The organism is Bradyrhizobium sp. USDA 4461, from assembly GCF_054055655.1.
Genome location: NZ_JBSRXM010000001.1, coordinates 478563 through 495400 on the forward strand (window position 1 = coordinate 478563; position 16838 = coordinate 495400).

Below are 16838 nucleotides of genomic sequence, written 5' to 3' on the forward strand. Positions count from 1 at the left end.
TTCCATGCCGGTCCGCAGCAACATCGTCGGCATCGACAGCCCCGAGGCGCTGGAGAAGGCGCTGCGGGCGGCCTATTACCTTGCCGACGATGGCATCGCGACCGCGTCCTATCTCTCGCTCGCGCTCGGCAAACCGCTGCTGCTCGAGGGCGCGCCGGGGGTCGGCAAGACCGAGGCGGCAAAGGCGATCGCCGCCGTGCTCGGCCGCCGGCTGATCCGGCTGCAATGCTACGAGGGCATCGACGCGGCCGCTGCGCTCTACGAGTGGAACTATCCGCGCCAGATGCTGGCGATTAGACAGGCCGGCGAAGAGAGCATCGACATCTACGGCGAGTCGTTCCTGATCGAGCGGCCGATGCTGGCGGCACTTCGCGCGCCCGACGCGACGGTGCTCTTGATCGATGAGATCGATCGCGCCGACCAGGAGTTCGAGGCCTTCCTGCTCGAATTCCTCTCCGACTTCCAGATCTCGATCCCGGAGCGCGGCACGATCCGCGCCGCCGAGCATCCGGTCGTCGTGCTGACCTCGAACCGGACCCGCGATTTGCACGAAGCGCTGCGGCGGCGCTGCGTCTATCACTGGATCGACTATCCGAATGCCGAGCGCGAGGCGCGGATCGTGATGATGCGCGCCTCCAGCGTCGCGGAAGCCACCGCTCGCGCCGTGGTCGCCGCCGTCGGCCGGCTGCGCCGCGAGCCGCTGAGCAAGGCGCCTGGCATTGCCGAAGCGGTCGACTGGGCGGAGGCCGCGACCCTGCTCAACAAGGGCGGCGCGCGCTGGCCCGATGCGTTCAAGCGCTCGATCGGCGTCGCGCTGAAGGACGAGGAGGATCTGCATTTCATCTCGCCGCGGCTCGATGCGATCATCGCGGAGGCCGCCGCGTGAGCGACGATCTTAAGCTGCCGCGCGCCGCGCGGATCTTCGTCTCCTTTGTCGCGCTGCTGCGCGCCAATAGCTTCTCGGTCGCGCCGGAGCAGACCGCGAGCTTCCTCGCCGCTATCGAGCTGCTCGGGCCGCGCAGTCTGGAGCATATCCGCCGGGCCGGGCTCGCGACATTGGCGCCACCGCCGGAGCGCCGCGCGACGTTTGACCGGCTGTTCGACATCCATTTCCGCGGCGCTGAGGCGATCGAGCAGACCGAAGGCGAGGACGAGGAGACCGTCCGCCTGCAAGAGGAAGGACGCGGCGAGGACGAGCCACCGCTTGCCGATGAGGCCAACGAATCCGGTCTCGCCGCGGCGCGCGCCGAGGCGCTGGTCGAGCGCCGTTTTGCGCAGAGTGCAACCAGCGATCCGCTCCGCCAATTGTCGCGCGAGGCCGCTCGCCGGTTGCCGCGACGGCGCGGCCACCGCCGCCGCCGGGCGCGCTCCGGCCCGTTCGCCGATCTGCGCCGCACGCTGCGTGACAGCGTGCGCAATGACGGCGAGGTGCTGCGGCTCGGCCGGATGCGCCGCCGCCGGCGCCCGCGCAAGATCCTGTTCCTGATCGACGTCTCCGGCTCGATGAAGGCGCGCACCGAGGAGAACATGCGGCTCGCGCACGCGCTGGTGCAGGCGGCCGGCAATGTCGAGGTGTTCACCTTCGGCACCAGGCTGACGCGAGTGACGCCGGCGCTGCGGCTGAAGCGGCGCGAGCAGGCGCTGAATGCGGCATCCTTCCTGGTCAGCGACTGGGACGGCGGCACCCGGATTGGCGACGCTTTGCAGGCCTTCCTCGCGGTGCCGCGATTCGGCGGCTATGCCCGCGGCGCCGCGGTCATGATCGTCTCCGATGGCCTCGAACGCGGCGATCCCGCCGCGCTGCGCGATGCCGTCGCAAAACTGTCGCGCCGGGCCTGGCGGGTGAGCTGGCTGACGCCGCTCGCCGTTGCGGCCGGCTTCAAGCCGCAAACCGAGGCGCTGATCGCGATCCAGCGCTTCGTCGATGATCTCGTCGACGGCGGATCGAGCGCGGCGGTGGTCGCGCACCTGCTGTCGCTTGCAACAAGGAGAGCTGCGTGACCGGCATTGTCGACGGACATCATCACATCTGGCGGCAGGCCGATCTCGCCTGGCTGTCCGGCCCGATGCAGCCGCGCATCTTCGGCCCCTACGAGCCGATCCGCCGCGACTATCCGATTCAGGAATATCTCGACGACCTCAAGGACACCGGCGTCACCCGCTCGGTCTATGTCCAGACCAACTGGCCGAACGGCCGCTTCGAGGACGAGGCCGCCTGGGTGCAGCAGACCGCCGACCGGCACGGCTGGCCGCATGCCCTCGTCGCCTATGCCGACTTCTCCGTCGACGACGTCCGCCCGCAGCTCGATCGCCTGCAGCGCTATCCGCTGGTGCGCGGCGTGCGCATGCAGCTGCACTGGCACGACAACCCGCTGTATCGCTTCGCGGCGCGTCCCGATCTCTGCACCGATCCGGTGATCCGGCGCAATATCGGCTACCTCGCCGATTATGGCTGGAGTTTCGACCTGCAGGTGTTCGCGCCGCAGATGGCCGACGCGGCAGGCCTCGCCGAGGCCTGCCCTAACGTGACCTTCATCCTGCAGCATGCCGGCATGCTGGAGGATCTGTCGCCGCAGGGCCGCGCCGCCTGGCGCCCCGGCATGGCACGGCTCGCGCAATGTCCCAACGTGGTATCGAAACTGTCCGGGCTCGGCACCTTCATCCATCGCAACGATCCCGCGCATATCGCCGGTGTCGTGATGGACACGGTCGCGATCTTCGGCGCGGAGCGCTGCCTGTTCGGCTCGAATTTTCCGATCGAGAAGCTGTGGACCAGCTACCGCGATCTCATCGATGCTTTCAAGGCGGCCACTGAGCGGCTCAGCGCGGAACAACGCGAGGCGATCTTCAGCACCACGGCGGCGCGGGTCTATCGGTTGGGGCCGTAGACGCGACGCAGACACGAACACAACAACGAATACGAATCGGGAGGGAGAGAGATGCCGTTGGAGATCAAGATCCTGGACTATGGCGATATCGAGCTGGAATCGAGCTTCCTCGTGCTCGGGCACAATTGCGGCCGCACCCGCCGCGTGCTGACGCTCGGCTTCTTGATCCTCGGCGGCCCCTACCCTGTGCTGGTCGATACCGGCTATCGCTCCAACCAGATCATGGAGACGCTCGGCATGCGCGGCCTCCAGTTCCACGAGAACATGATCGAGAACCAGCTCGCCCGCCACGGCGTGCGGATGGGCGATGTCCGCTTCGTCTGCCACACCCATCTGCACATCGACCATGCCGGCAAGGACGATCTGTTCCCGATGAACACGACCGTCGTCCTCAACCGCAAGGAGCTGGAATATTCGGTCTCCGGCCTGATGCATCCGCAATATCCCGCGCCCGACATCAAGCATTTGATCGACCGGCTGCACACCAAGAGCGCGCTGCGCTTCCTCGACCTCGAGATCACGGGACCAGTCGAGCTGATGCCGGGCGTCTATTGCGACGCCGCCAATGCCCATACCGAAGGCTCGATGAACATCCACGTCCACACCGCCGACGGGATCGCGACGATCTGCGGCGACGTGATCTACGATTTCAACGACCAGATCGTAAATCCCTTCAACGAAATCCACGACGCCGAGCCGCGCACGACGGGCAATCACGGCACCAGCAAGCGTGCCGAGAAGGCCGCGATCAAGAAGCTGCTGAGTAGCTCGCGTTATCTGCTGCCGGTGCATGATCGCCCGGCCAAGATCGAAGGCGGCGCAGTGGTCGGCCGCCTGCACGACCAGGTGCCCGGGCCTGTCGTGCAGAGCCTGCCGCAGCGCAACTGGTTCCCGGCGTAGAGGATCGAGGCGATGACGCATGTCACGCTGCGCAGCGAATTCGAAGACCTGATCGATCCCTATGCGCCGGTCGGCCAGGTCGGCACCGGCTTCGATTTCACGGAAGGACCGATCTGGCATCCGGTCGATCACTTCCTGCTGTTCTCCGACATGCCGGGCGACGTGCGCCGGCGCTGGGATGCGCGGCGCGGCGTCGTCGAGGTCAAGCGTCCGTCGAACAAATGCAACGGCATGACCTATGACGCCGACCTCAATTTGATCGTCTGCGAGCATGCGACATCGTCGCTGATCCGCGAGCGTCCCGACGGGCGACGCGAGGTGGTGGCTTCGCATTACGAGAATCAGGAGCTCAACAGCCCGAACGACGTCTGCGTCCATTCCTCGGGCGCGATCTATTTCTCCGATCCCTGGTATGGCCGGATGCCGGTCTATGGCGTCGAGCGGCCGCGCCAGCTCGGCTTCCAGGGCGTCTATCGCGTCCCGCCCGGCGGCGGCGCACCGAAACTGCTGGTCGACCGCTACCTGTTCGAGCAGCCGAACGGGCTGTGCTTCTCGCCCGACGAGCGCATCCTCTATGTCAACGACACCGTACAGGCGCTGATCCGCGCCTTCGACGTCGGCGCCGACGGTACGCTCGGCAATCCGCGCGTGTTCGCCTCCGGCATCCGCTCCGAGCTCGAGCCCGGGGTGCCCGACGGCATGAAGTGCGACCAGCGCGGCAATGTCTGGGTCACCGCACCCGGCGGCGTCTGGGTCTATTCGCCTGATGGCCATCTGCTCGGCAAGGTCCGCCTCCCAGAGCTCGTCACCAACCTCGCCTGGGGCGGCGCCGATTTCCGCACGCTCTACCTCACCGCGACCCATTCGGTCTACGCGATCCCGACCAAGGTCGGGCCGCGCCACGAACCCTATATGAACGGCAAGCGCGGCAGCGCGAGTGCCGCATCGTCCTCCGCGTCCGCGCCCAACCTTGCCGCCGGCGAGATGCAGATCGATCCGCAGCGTTGCGCGATGATCATCCAGGACATGCAGAACGACGTCATCATGGACGGCGGCGCGTTCGCGGAGTCCGGCGCGCCGGCACATGCCCGCCAGCAGCATGTCGTCGAGAATGTCCGCCGTGTCGCCGAGGCCGCCCGCGCACGCGGCGTCGCTATCATTCATGTCTGGTTCGTCGTCGAGCCGGGGGCGCCCGGCGTCACCTTGAACGCACCGCTGTTCGAGGGGCTGGTCGACAGCAAGGCGATGGTGCGCGGCAGCTGGGGCGCGGCGCCGGTCTCCGGGCTCGAGCCGCGCCCGGGCGATTTCGTGGTCGAGAAGATGCGGATGAGCGCCTGGGAAGGCACAAGGCTCGAGACCATCCTGAAGGCGACCGGCCGCGACATGATCATCAACACCGGAGCCTGGACCAACATGTCGGTCGAGCACACCGCGCGCACCGGCGCCGACAAGGGCTATTTCATGATCGTGCCGGAGGATTGCTGCTCGACCATGAATGCCGACTGGCACAACGCCGCGATCAATTTCGCGCTGCAGAACGTCTCGGTCGTGACCAACGCCGACACCGTCATCAAGGCACTCGGCTGAGGGAGGCGCGGTGCCGAAGCTGCTGCATCTTGCCTGCTCTCCCCGCGCCGATTCGGAATCGGCGGCCGGCGCACGGATCTTTCTCGATCGCTTCCGCGAGGCGCGGCCGGACTGGGAGATCGACGCGATGAACCTGTGGCGCGAGCCGCTGCCGGAATTCGAAGGGTATCTGCTTGAGGCGAAGTACGCCCGGATCGGCGGCAAGAGCTTCACCAATTCGCAGCATGACGCCTTCGCCGTCGCCGAGCGCCTCGCGCTGCGGCTCTCGCTGGCCGACCGCGTGCTGATATCGACGCCGATGTGGAATTTTTCGATTCCCTACAGGCTGAAGCAGTGGCTCGACGTCATCATCCAGCCCGGCCTGACCTTCCGGTTCGATCCGGCGCAGGGCTACCTGCCGCTACTCAAGGACCGTCCGACGGTCGTGATCCTGGCGAGCGGCAGCGACTTCGTCACCGGAATGAACCGCGGCCGCATCGACATGGCGACGCCGTACTTGCGCGAGGTGCTGCGCTTCATCGGCATCAACGATGTGCGCTTCGTGCCGATCGGGCCGACCACCGGGCCCACTGATCCGATCCGCAGTGCGCGCGAAATCGCGCACCGAAGGCTCGCGGAGCTGGCGGAGCGATTTTGACTGCTCCGCATCGTCGTCGCGGCGAAAGCCGTGACCCATAACCACCGCATCTGCTTGAAGGGATTGGAGCCCCAGCGTCGCGCGGCATTTGAGATTTGGGGTAATGGGTCCTGGTTTTCGCCAGGACGACGCTGAGCGTGTTGCGCGACCGGTGAGCATGCATCGGCATTCGCGCGGTACGTTCTGCCCGAGGACACGCCAACGCGGCGTCGGCGGCCACGGGCACCCATCATGTGACGGACCGCGACCAGGCGGAGAACGCGTCGATGCTGGACTGCTCGGGATGGTTGGGGACGTGAACGACGTAGAAGCCATAGCCCTGCAACGGCAGATCGTGCGCCTTGACGAAAACGCCGTTCTTGAGCTCGCGACCGACGACAACGTCACTGAAGATCGCAATGCCCTCGCCCGCGGCCACCGCATCGATGGCATGCAGCTCTTCCTTGAAGCTCAAGTCCCATGCCTTGTTGGTCTCGGGAATGCCCGGATCGATCGAGCGCGCGGCTGCAAGCCAGCGCGACCAGGTCGGCGCATCGCGGTCGCGATTCATCCAGTCGAAGTGGATCAACGGATAGTGCAACAGATCGGCGGCGCGCTCGATCCGGCGCCCTCCCCTCGCCAGCAATTCGGGACTGCAGACCGGAAAGAACGTGTCGCGAAGGATCTCCTTGCCGCTCAGGTCAAGCGGCATGCGCCGCGCGTAACGAATGGCGATGTCGGCTTCTCCGGCCCGTAAATCCAGCACCGCATCGGTGCCGATGATCTCCAATGGAATCTTCGGATGGGCCTCGCGCCACTTCGGCAGTCGCGGCACCAGCCATCGGCTGGCAAAGGCATTCGGACTTGTCACGCGCAAGCGCCGGTGACTGACGCGCGGAGACGCCGACGCGATCGCGCTGGCGAACATGTCGAAGCCGCTCCTGATCACCGGAAACAGCCGCTCGCCGGCACTGGTCAGTTCGAGGGGACGCGGACGGCGGCGAAACAGCGGCTGACCGCAAATCTCCTCGAGGATCCGGATCTGATGGCTGATCGCGGTTGGCGTCACACCGAGTTCATCGGCGGCGTCACGAAAGCTCATATGCCTTGCGGCAGCCTCGAAGGCGCGAAGTGATCCCAATGGCGGAAGCTTTCGCATGGCGCAAACGTAGATGAATTCAGTTCATCTGGCGACTGAGAATTTCGATTTTGCCGGCAATGACCGACCGTGAGACGCTTACACCGGTCCACCTTGCGGGCAGATCGAGGAGGTTGCTATGGACGCAGCTAGGTTTACCGAACGATCCGACGCCGAATTGGCCTTGCAAGCGTCCGACATCCCCGTTCTGAGGCGAGCGGTGCGCGGCGAAGTGATCGTTCCGGGCGATGTGGCCTATCACCAGGCGCGAAAGGTCTGGAACGGCATGATCGACCGGCGTCCGGCCGCGGTCATCTATTGCGCCGGCGCCGACGATGTCGTTGCGGCGGTCAATTTCGCGCGGTCGCGATCGGTCCCGGTTGCCGTCCGTGCCGGCGGCCACAATATCGGCGGCGCCTCGGTTTGCGACCATGGCCTCGTGATCGATCTCTCGCGCATGAAGCAGATCACGGTGGATCCGGTCAGGCGGATCGCACGCGCAGAGGCTGGGCTCAATCTCGGCGAATTTGACACGGCCACCCAGACGCACGGCCTTGCGACCACGATGGGCGTCAACGCCGATACCGGTATTGCCGGACTGACGCTCGGCGGCGGCTTCGGCAAGCTCGGCCGCAAGCACGGCCTCGCCTGCGACAACCTCGTTTCAGCCGAACTCGTCACGGCGGATGGCCGACTGTTGCGGGCAAGCGCCACCGAGCATCCGGATTTGTTCTGGGCCATCCGCGGCGGCGGCGGCAATTTCGGAATCGTCACGACCTTTGAGTACCGACTCTTTCCGGTCGGCCCAATGTTGCTGGCCGGCTCGGTGGTGTATCCATACGATCGGGCGCGCGAGGCGATGCGCTTCTACCACGGCTTCGCGAAGAGCGCTCCGGATGCGTTGAGCCTGGATGCCGGGCTTGCGACCACCCCAACGGGTGAGCGGGTTTTCAGCGTTTCGGCCTGCTATATCGGCTCCATCGAGGAAGGCGAGCGGGTCGTCAAGCCGCTCCGCACATACGGCGCGCCGATCCAGGATCAGATCACACAGCGCTCCTATCTCGACATCCAGTCCGCCGGAGATGCGATTTTTCCGCGCGGCCGCCGCTACTACTGGAAGGCACAGTTCCTGCGCGAGCTTTCCGACGCGGCGATCGATACCTTGCTCGCGGCGTATGCGACCGCCCCTCCGGATTCGTTGCTCGTGTTGCAGCAGGTCGGCGGCGCGATCGCACGCGTACCGGTCGACGCCACGCCCTATGCAAACCGTGACGCGTTGTACGATTGCTTCCCCATTTCCATCTGGGATGATCCGGCGGAAGATGCGACGCGCATTCGCTGGGCCCGGGACTTGTGGGACGCCATGCGAGGTTTTTCGACCGGTGGCGTCTATGCCAACAATCTCGGCGATGAAGGAACCGAGCGCATCGAAGCGGCTTTCGGCGCGAACTATGCGCGGCTGCTTTCGCTCAAGACCAAATACGATCCGACCAATTTCTTCCGCTCGAACCAGAACATCAAGCCGCAGACATAGTGCGCGGTCAGGGACGCACCGAATGGTTCCTCTGCGCTATCCCTACGCGTCTGGCGCGGGAAAGACGAGCCTGCATAACAGCCCCGGCGCGTTGTCGCGCAGTTCGATCCGTGCGCCGTGCAGGCTCGCGACCGCCGCGACCAGGCTGAGGCCGAGGCCGTTGCCCGGCGTGTAGCGGCTCTGCTCGAGCCGATAGAAGCGCTTGAAAACGTGGTCGTGCTCCCCGGCCGGAATACCGGGGCCGTCATCGGCGATCGAAATCAATGGCCCGCTTTCGTCATTCTCGCAGGTCACAATCACCCGTCCGCCCGGGCGGCCGTGCTTGATGGCGTTGTCCACGAGATTGGCGATCGCATCGAACAACAGGTCGCGGTCGCCGGTGACCAGCACGGCCGGATCGCCGGCGAGATCGAGATGGGTGGTGACCTCCTCGGCCGCGGCATCGTAGAGCTCGACCACCTCGCCCGCGATCTCGACCAGATTGACGGTGCGGAACGCGCCTTTGCGGGCGCGCGTCTCGATCTCGGAGATCCGCGTGATCGACGCGAACATCCCGAGCACCGCATCGAGATCCGCAATGGTGTCGCCGATCAGCGCCGTATCGGCCTCCTGGTTGCGCGGGGCGTGATAGGCCTTCTCCAGCCGGCCGCGCATCCGGGTCAACGGCGTGCGCAGGTCGTGGGCGATGTTCTCGCCGACCTGCTTGACGTCGCCCATCAGCCTCTGGATGCGATCCAGCATCAGATTGAGATTCTCGGCGACGCGATCCCATTCGTCGTGACTGCCGCGGAGCGGGATGCGCTGGTCAAGACCGGAGAGCATGATGGCGCGGCTGGTCGCATTGATCTGCTCGATCCGGCCGACCGTTCGCCGCGTGACCCCGATGCTGGCGGCGGCCGCAAGGCCGATGATCAGCAGCACGACGGCGATGCCGGCCGCCCTGATCTGCGTCATGAAGCCGTCGAGATCGCTGATGTCGCGGCCGACCAGCAGCCGATCGCCGTTTGACAAGGTCTCGGTCACGCCGCGCACCAGCGCGGCTCCCGAAGAGAGCGCCGGCAGCGAGGCGCGAAATTCGGCCCATCCTTGCCCGACGCTGACCGTCGGCCATTGTCTGAGATTACCGGCAAGGACCACGGAGCCGGGACCGGCCAGCAGATAGACATGGTCGACAAAGGTCTTGTCCGCGATGCGCTGCGCGATCAACGCGGTCAGGCCATCGCGGCCGGACCGCGCATAGGCCTCATCGAGGCTCGCCTGCTCGGTCATGATGGCTCGGTCGGACCGGTCGCGCACATAGGACACCGTCGACCAGTAGACGTAGGCGAAGATCGCGGACACGATCAGGCCGAAGACGCCGATGGCGATCAAGGCCAGGCGGAATGTCGATGACCCGAGGGTCTTAGCCAGGAGCACGGAGGCAGTATCCGATGCCGCGGATGGTGTGGATCAGCGGATAGGCTTGCTGGTCGTCGACCTTGCGGCGCACCCGCCCGACATAGACGTCGATGATGTTGGTCGAGGGATCGAAGTGCAGATCCCAGACGTGCTGCAACAGCATGGCGCGCGACACCACGCGGCCCTCGTTGCGCGCGAGATATTCGAGCAGCTGGAATTCCTTCGGCAGCAGCGGAATCTTGCGGCCGCGGCGGCTCGCCGTCCGCGCGATCAGATCGACCGCGAGATCGCCGACCCGCAGGATGGTCTCCTTGGCGACGGTCTCGCTGCGGCGGCCCAGCGCCTCCAGCCGCGCCAGCAATTCGACAAACGAGAACGGCTTGACCAGATAGTCGTCGCCGCCGGCGCGCAAGCCGCGCACGCGGTCGTCGACCTCGCCGAGCGCGCTGATGATCAGGAACGGCACCGCGATGCCGTCGTCGCGCATCTGGCGCATCACCGCGATGCCGTCAATATCGGGAAGCATGCGATCGATCGTGATCACCGCATAGTCGCGCGCCGCGCCCTGGCTCAGCGCCTCGCGGCCGTTCGCAGCCAGGTCCACCTCGTAGCCGCTGGTGGTAAGCTCCTCGACGAGTTGGCCTGCGGTTTCCGGATCGTCCTCGACGACGAGAATGCGGCGGTGAGCACCGGTCATTATGCAAAACTCTCCGAGGTGCAAAACTCTCCGAGTTGTCTTGAACCCTGTCGAGTTCGCAAACTCTCCGAGCGCCCGTGCCCCGCGACAGCCGCCGCCAGACTATCCCATTCCGGGGCTGGATGGAACGCCCGGCGACGACCGCGACAACGGTGCGGTTGGTTGGGCGATCACCAATAGTCCCCGCACACATTGACCCATTGCAGCCCGTAAGCCGTCCATACCCTGCGGTAACAGCCATCGTAGTAATCGGCATAGACATAAGGCCCGCCGAAGAATGCGAAGCGATGGGAGCGGTGATGGCGGAAGAAGCCGCCGTGATGGAAGAAGCGTGCGCCGTGGAATCCGGCGCCGGCAAAGCGCGGGCCGAACGCGGGAGCACCGGTGAGGCGCGCGCCGCCGAAATGCCCGCCGGCAAAATGGCCGCCGCCGCCCATCGCCGCGAACGCCATTCCGCCACCACGCATGCCACCGAAGCCGCCGCCATGCATTCCGCCACCCATGGCGCCTGCAAAGCCACCGCCATGGCCGCCGCCGAAACCACCACCGCCATGTCCGCCGCCCCCACCACCGCCGCCTCTGGCAAGGGCTGCGGGTGCAAGCGCAACGCTGACCGCGAGCGTCGCCGCCGTGAGACATTTGAGAAGCCTGTTGGTCATCGAGACATCCTCCGTGATTGGGACCGCGGCGAACTCTCATCGCCGCAAGCAGAGGATGCTCAGAAGACGCAAGCGTGAGGCCGACTTCAACTGACAAATGCGCCAGATTCTGACAGCGGATTTAGGATCGGCGCAAAGCCTGCTGCTTGCGGCGGCCACGCGCGTCCAGTTCAAACCCCCACGCGATCTTCGCATCAGTCCGGCGCACTCGTCTTCAGGCTGCGCGTGGCGCAGGCGCAGCCCTTGATTTTGCGCGATCTCCGTGATAGCCAAGCGGCATGATCACCGTCGTGCGCACCGCGAACCGTAAAAACATGACCCACTCTTGCTGGGCCGTGGAAGGAGTCGTGCGCTAGGAATTCGACGACGCGATCTTTCACCAGGCCCCGCCGGCATCGGACGGGGCCTTTTGTTTGGCCACACTCCTGCCGGCATACCAGCAGGAGCATGCGATGCCACCGCAACAGACGAACTTCACATCCGAATCCGGTCGCGATGCCGCCGGGCTCAGCCGCGCCATCGCCTTGGCGAAAGACGCCACGGGCGATGCTGTGGCCGAGCCATGCCCGGATGTCTCCATCGCAGCGCGGAGAGACGCTGTCTCGGAAAAGCAAGCGGTCGGACCACCGGTTGCAGCGACGCAGAGCGCCCCGGGGTTACTTCGGCGGTGCTGGCGTGCGGTCCGCACCTGGCGGCAACGCAAGAGACTGCGCGTGGGCTTGCGCGACCTGAGCGACAGGGAGCTGATGGATATCGGCCTGACGCCCGGCGAGATCGACTGCATCGCGGCCCACCGAGCTCTCGAACGGCTCAGGGATCGTACCGCGCACCTATGGCTCTCGCGTGGCTTGATGTAACTGATGGCAGGCCACCATGGCAGACGACCGGGGCGGATCCGCGAAGCGTCATCCGCCCTGTTCTGCAATCGCCGCGAGATGGCCGATGGCACCACCGCGGCTCAGGTCGGCTTGCCGCGCCCGCTCTTCTCGGCCGCGCGACGCAGCGCGTCGGCGAGCGCGCCGCCACCGGCCTGCTCCTGCGGGCGGCGCGGCGCGGACGATGTCATCTTGGCCGAGCCGCGCGACAAATCGCGCGACGGTCCCGCATTGTCCTTCTTCGGCCCGATCTCGTCGTCAAGCCGGAGCGTCAATGCGATGCGCTTGCGCGCGACCTCGACGTCCAAAACCTTGACCTTGACGATGTCGCCAGGCTTCACCACCTCGCGCGGGTCCTTAATGAAATTGCGCGACATCGCCGAGATGTGCACCAGCCCGTCCTGGTGCACGCCGATATCGACGAAGGCGCCGAACGCCGCGACGTTGGTCACGGTGCCCTCGAGGATCATGCCCTTCTTGAGGTCCTTGACCTCCTCGACGCCGTCCTTGAACACCGCCGCCTTGAACGCCGGACGCGGGTCGCGGCCGGGCTTTTCCAATTCGCGCAGAATGTCGGTGACGGTCGGCAGACCGAAGGTGTCGTCGACGAAGGATTGCGGCTTCAGCCCACGCACCACGTCGGCATTGCCGATCAGCGCCTTGATGTCGCTCTTGGTCGCCTCGAGGATGCGGCGCACCACCGGATAGGCTTCCGGATGCACGCCGGACGAATCGAGCGGGTCTTCGCCATTGCTGATGCGCAGGAAGCCGGCGCACTGCTCGAACGCCTTCGGCCCGAGCCGCGGCACGTCCTTCAGCGCCTTGCGCGACTTGAACGGACCGTTGGCGTCGCGATGCTGCACGATGCTCTGCGCCAGTCCCGCGCCGATGCCCGACACCCGCGAGAGCAGCGGCACCGAAGCGGTATTGGCATCGACGCCGACCGCGTTCACGCAATCTTCCACCACCGCATCGAGCGAGCGCGCCAGCTTGGCCTCGCCGAGATCGTGCTGGTACTGGCCGACGCCGATCGCCTTCGGATCGATCTTGACCAGCTCGGCGAGCGGATCCTGCAGGCGCCGCGCGATCGAGACCGCGCCGCGAATGGTGACGTCGAGGTCGGGCAATTCGTTCGAGGCGAAGGCGGAGGCCGAATAGACCGACGCGCCGGCCTCTGAGACCACGATCTTGGTCATCTTGCGCTCGGGCAGCCGCTTCACGAGTTCGGCGGCGAGCTTGTCGGTCTCGCGCGAGGCGGTGCCGTTGCCGATCGCGATCAGCTCGACGCCATGCTCGATCGCGAGCTTGCCGAGAATGGCGAGCGCCTCGTCCCAGCGCCGCTGCGGCTCGTGCGGGAAGATCGCGGTGTGCGCCACCACCTTGCCGGTCGCATCGATCACCGCGACCTTGACGCCGGTACGATAGCCGGGATCGAGCCCCATGGTGGCGCGCGGACCGGCCGGAGCCGCGAGCAAGAGATCGCGCAGGTTGGAGGCGAACACGCGCACCGCCTCGGTCTCGGCCGCGGTCCACAGCCGCAGCCGCAGATCGATATTGAGATGGATCTGGATCTTGGTGCGCCAGGCCCAGCGCACCGTCTCGGTCAGCCATTTGTCGCCCTTGCGGCCCTGGTTGGAGATCGCAAAGCGGTTCATGATCCGGAGCTCGTAGCGGCCGGGCACGCCGGCCACGGGCTCTTGCGCTTCCGGCTTGATCGCGAGGTCGAGGATCTCCTCCTTCTCGCCGCGGAACAGCGCCAGGATGCGGTGCGACGGCAGCTTCGGCAGCGGCTCGGAGAAATCGAAATAGTCCTTGAACTTCTCGCCTTCGGTCTTCTTGCCGGTGCGGACGGTCGAGGCCATGATGCCGTTCGACCACATCTCCTCGCGCAGCGCGCCGATCAGGTCGGCATCCTCGGCGAAGCGCTCGACCAGGATGGCGCGGGCACCGTCCAGCGCAGCGGCGACGTCGGCGACCTGCTTCTCGGCGTTGACGAAGGGCGCGGCGGCCTCGTTCGGATCGTTTTGCGGCTGCGTCAGCAGCTGATCGGCGAGCGGCTCGAGCCCGGCCTCCTTGGCGATCTCGGCCTTGGTGCGACGCTTCGGCTTGTACGGCAGATAAATGTCTTCCAGACGGCCTTTGCTGTCGGCGGCCATGATCTGGGCTTCGAGCGCGGCATCGAGCTTACCCTGCTCGCGAATCGAATTGAGCACCGCAGTGCGGCGCTCCTCGAGCTCGCGCAGATAGGTCAGCCGCTCTTCCAGCGTGCGCAGCTGCGCGTCATCGAGCGCGCCGGTGAGCTCCTTGCGGTAGCGCGCGATGAACGGCACCGTGGCGCCGCCGTCGAGCAGCGTCACCGCCGCCTCGACCTGCTCGTCGCGAACCCCAAGCTCCTGCGCAATCTGATGATGAATCTTTGCCACGCTCGTCTCTCTGAATCGTCGCGCCGCACATGGCGCGGACGCCGCTTATGAACCATCCCGGATTGATTCATCAAGGCGCGCTGTGGATCAAATGAGGCGCGGCCGGCAATCTATTTCAGGGATGCCGGCCGGCCGCGGCTTGACAAATAGATGCGCGCCGCATTGCCGCCGAAAATCGCAGCCTTCGCGTCACTTGACAAATCAGCCAGCAGGCTCTCTGCGGCCGCGAACCATTGCGCATAGCCGCCGGCGAGATTGACCACGGGCCAGTCGCTGCCCCACAGCATCCGCTGCGGCCCGAAGCAGGCCAGCGCATGATCGACCGCCTCGCGCAAATCCCTGACCTGCCAGTTCGGCGCCGCCTCGGTTGCCAGCCCCGACAGCTTGCAGACCACGTTGGATCGGGTTGCAAGCTTTGCGATGTCGTCTTTCCAGGGCGCGATGTCGCCGGTGGCAAGCTGCGGCTTGCCGAAATGATCGAGCACGAATTGCAGATCCGGATGCCGATCGACCAGCTGGATCAGCCGCGGAAAATGGCGCGGCAGCACCAGCGCGTCGAACACCAGGTCATGCCGCGCCATGGCCTCGAGCGGCGCGGCGAGCTCCGGCCGCAACAGCCAGTCGTCATCGGCGATGTCCTGCACCATCGGCCGCAGGCCGACGAGCAGCTCGCGCCCGGCGACGGCGTCGACGCGTGCCGCGGCATCGGGCGCGTCGAAGTCGATCCAGCCCACCACGCCGCGCACCTGCTCGGCGCCCTTGGCGACGTCGAGCATGAACGCCGTCTCGGCTTCGGTCGGCGCGGCCTGCACCAGGATGGTGCCGTCGATCCCGGCGGCGGCAAGATGCGGCGCGAGATCGGCAAGGCCGAAGTCGCGGTAAATCGGACCGCGCTCGGGCGTCAACCAGCCGTAATCCGCGCGTGCCAAGGTCCAGACATGCTGATGGGCGTCGATCCGCATCATGCCGGCACCGGCGCATGCTGGTCGAGCAGCCCCTCGGCTTTCAAATCGCTCCACAATGCCGCGGGCACCGGTGACGACAAGGCGGCGACGTTGCGCTCCACCTCCTGCGGGGTCTGCGCGCCGAGCACGAGGCTTGCGACCGCCGGATGGCCCAGCGCGAAATGCAGCGCGGCGGTCGGCAGCGCCACACCATGGGCGCGGCAGACGCGCTCGATCGCGGCGACCTTCTGCATCACGTCCGGCGGCGCGTCCTTGTAGTTATATTTGGCGCCGGCCACCGCGCCGGTCGCCAGGATGCCGGAATTGAACACGCCGCCCAGCATCATGCCGATGCCCTGCTGCTCCGCCAGCGGCAGGAATTCCGCCAGCGCCGGCTGCTCCAGCAATGAGTAGCGGCCGGCAAGCAGCATGGTGTCGAATGTTCCGGCCTTGGCGAAGCGCACGCACATGTCGGCCTCGTTGACGCCGATCCCGATGCCCTTGACCACGCGCTCGGCGCGAAGCTTGTCGAGCGCGACATAGGCGCCCTCCATGGCTTCGCGAAACCGCGCCTCGATCGCGTCGGCGCCGTGGGTCCAGACGTCGACGTCGTGGATCAGGAGCAGGTCGATGCGATCGGTGCCGAGCCGTAGCAGCGACTGCTCCACCGAGCGCATGGTGCCGTTATAGGAATAATCGACCACCGCGCGATGCGGCGCGCCGCCGACGAAATTCGAACCGTCGCCGCGGCCGTGGAACGGGTCCATCCAGCGCCCGACCTTGGTGCAGACGACGATATCGTCGCGCGCGATGCGGCGCAGCGCGGTGCCGCTGCGGTGCTCGGCGAGGCCGTGGCCATACAGCGGCGAGGAATCCAGCAGATTGACCCCAAGCGCAAACGCCCGCTCCGCTGCCGCGATCGCCGCATTGTCGTCGAGCCGCGCGAAGAGATCGCCGAGCGGCGCGGTGCCGAAACCGAGGATGGAAACATCGAGCCCGGTGCGCCCGAGCCTGCGGCGTGGCAGTGCCGGTGCTGGATTTGAAGATTGGTATTGGTTGACCATGGTGGCTCCCTGCAGTCTTCTTGCTTGCAGAGAGACTAGCCTCGCCGGCACGCCACACACAAGCCGCAGCGCGTGGCGCCTCCCATGAGCGACGCTCGTGATCAGGTCAGGGGCC

General features: G+C 66.2%; 16 protein-coding genes. 8 read left to right on the top strand and 8 right to left on the bottom strand.

Going from position 1 to position 16838, the window contains the following annotated elements; translation table 11 throughout:
- The first annotated feature begins 4 nt into the window (after nt 1-4).
- From ACVINW_RS02300 to ACVINW_RS02325, 6 genes are read left to right on the top strand one after another with little or no spacing between them, the layout of a single operon-like run.
- A complete protein-coding gene (locus ACVINW_RS02300; protein WP_021075857.1) occupies nt 5-886 on the top strand; it encodes an AAA family ATPase in 882 nt (293 codons plus the stop codon).
- Nucleotides 883-2001, top strand: a complete 1119-nt coding sequence (locus ACVINW_RS02305) for a vWA domain-containing protein (protein WP_456749805.1) — start codon at nt 883-885, stop codon at nt 1999-2001. The genes ACVINW_RS02300 and ACVINW_RS02305 overlap by 4 nt, the downstream gene beginning before the upstream one ends.
- A complete protein-coding gene (locus ACVINW_RS02310) occupies nt 1998-2888 on the top strand; it encodes an amidohydrolase family protein (protein ID WP_456749806.1) in 891 nt (296 codons plus the stop codon). Before ACVINW_RS02305 ends, ACVINW_RS02310 begins: the two co-directional genes overlap by 4 nt.
- 51 nt (nt 2889-2939) lie before the next feature.
- Nucleotides 2940-3788, top strand: a complete 849-nt coding sequence (locus ACVINW_RS02315) for an MBL fold metallo-hydrolase (protein ID WP_456749807.1) — start codon at nt 2940-2942, stop codon at nt 3786-3788.
- 12 nt (nt 3789-3800) lie between these two features.
- Nucleotides 3801-5375, top strand: coding sequence for an isochorismatase family protein (locus tag ACVINW_RS02320; RefSeq protein ID WP_456749808.1), 1575 nt, complete (start codon nt 3801-3803; stop codon nt 5373-5375).
- A 10-nt stretch (nt 5376-5385) separates the two neighbouring features.
- Entirely contained in the window at nt 5386-6012 is a 627-nt protein-coding gene (locus tag ACVINW_RS02325; RefSeq protein ID WP_456749809.1) for an FMN-dependent NADH-azoreductase, read from the top strand.
- A 229-nt stretch (nt 6013-6241) separates the two neighbouring features.
- On the opposite strand, the gene ACVINW_RS02330 is transcribed toward ACVINW_RS02325, so the two are convergent.
- Nucleotides 6242-7150 carry a LysR substrate-binding domain-containing protein gene (locus ACVINW_RS02330; RefSeq protein ID WP_456749810.1) on the bottom strand — a complete coding sequence of 303 codons (909 nt, stop codon included), beginning with the start codon at nt 7148-7150 and terminating at the stop codon, nt 6242-6244.
- A gap of 19 nt (nt 7151-7169) precedes the next feature.
- Nucleotides 7170-7562 (bottom strand): hypothetical protein, encoded by a 393-nt coding sequence (locus ACVINW_RS02335; RefSeq protein WP_456756601.1) that lies wholly within the window; start codon nt 7560-7562, stop codon nt 7170-7172.
- On the opposite strand from ACVINW_RS02335, the gene ACVINW_RS02340 reads away from it, so the two are divergent.
- Entirely contained in the window at nt 7443-8663 is a 1221-nt protein-coding gene (locus tag ACVINW_RS02340) for an FAD-binding oxidoreductase (RefSeq protein ID WP_456756276.1), read from the top strand. The genes ACVINW_RS02335 and ACVINW_RS02340 overlap by 120 nt on opposite strands.
- A 42-nt stretch (nt 8664-8705) precedes the next feature.
- On the opposite strand, the gene ACVINW_RS02345 is transcribed toward ACVINW_RS02340, so the two are convergent.
- From ACVINW_RS02345 to ACVINW_RS02355, 3 genes are all read right to left on the bottom strand, one after another.
- A complete protein-coding gene (locus tag ACVINW_RS02345) occupies nt 8706-9725 on the bottom strand; it encodes a sensor histidine kinase (RefSeq protein WP_456756277.1) in 1020 nt (339 codons plus the stop codon).
- A 340-nt stretch (nt 9726-10065) separates the two neighbouring features.
- Complete coding sequence (locus tag ACVINW_RS02350; protein ID WP_456749811.1) at nt 10066-10758, bottom strand: response regulator transcription factor; 693 nt, start codon at nt 10756-10758, stop codon at nt 10066-10068.
- Nucleotides 10759-10928: 170 nt separating this feature from the next.
- The gene (locus ACVINW_RS02355; RefSeq protein WP_456749812.1) at nt 10929-11417 is read right to left on the bottom strand and encodes a hypothetical protein; all 489 of its coding nucleotides are present in this window, start codon (nt 11415-11417) and stop codon (nt 10929-10931) included.
- 452 nt (nt 11418-11869) lie between these two features.
- Between ACVINW_RS02355 and ACVINW_RS02360 the strand changes: the two genes are divergently transcribed.
- Complete coding sequence (locus tag ACVINW_RS02360) at nt 11870-12274, top strand: DUF1127 domain-containing protein (protein ID WP_456749813.1); 405 nt, start codon at nt 11870-11872, stop codon at nt 12272-12274.
- 101 nt (nt 12275-12375) lie between these two features.
- On the opposite strand, the gene ACVINW_RS02365 is transcribed toward ACVINW_RS02360, so the two are convergent.
- The 3 genes from ACVINW_RS02365 to ACVINW_RS02375 form a co-directional block, all read right to left on the bottom strand.
- Entirely contained in the window at nt 12376-14715 is a 2340-nt protein-coding gene (locus ACVINW_RS02365; protein ID WP_456749814.1) for a Tex family protein, read from the bottom strand.
- A gap of 110 nt (nt 14716-14825) precedes the next feature.
- Nucleotides 14826-15680, bottom strand: a complete 855-nt coding sequence (locus ACVINW_RS02370) for an amidohydrolase family protein (protein ID WP_456749815.1) — start codon at nt 15678-15680, stop codon at nt 14826-14828.
- Nucleotides 15677-16723, bottom strand: a complete 1047-nt coding sequence (locus ACVINW_RS02375; protein WP_456749816.1) for an aldo/keto reductase — start codon at nt 16721-16723, stop codon at nt 15677-15679. Before ACVINW_RS02375 ends, ACVINW_RS02370 begins: the two co-directional genes overlap by 4 nt.
- Nucleotides 16724-16838: the final 115 nt, after the last annotated feature.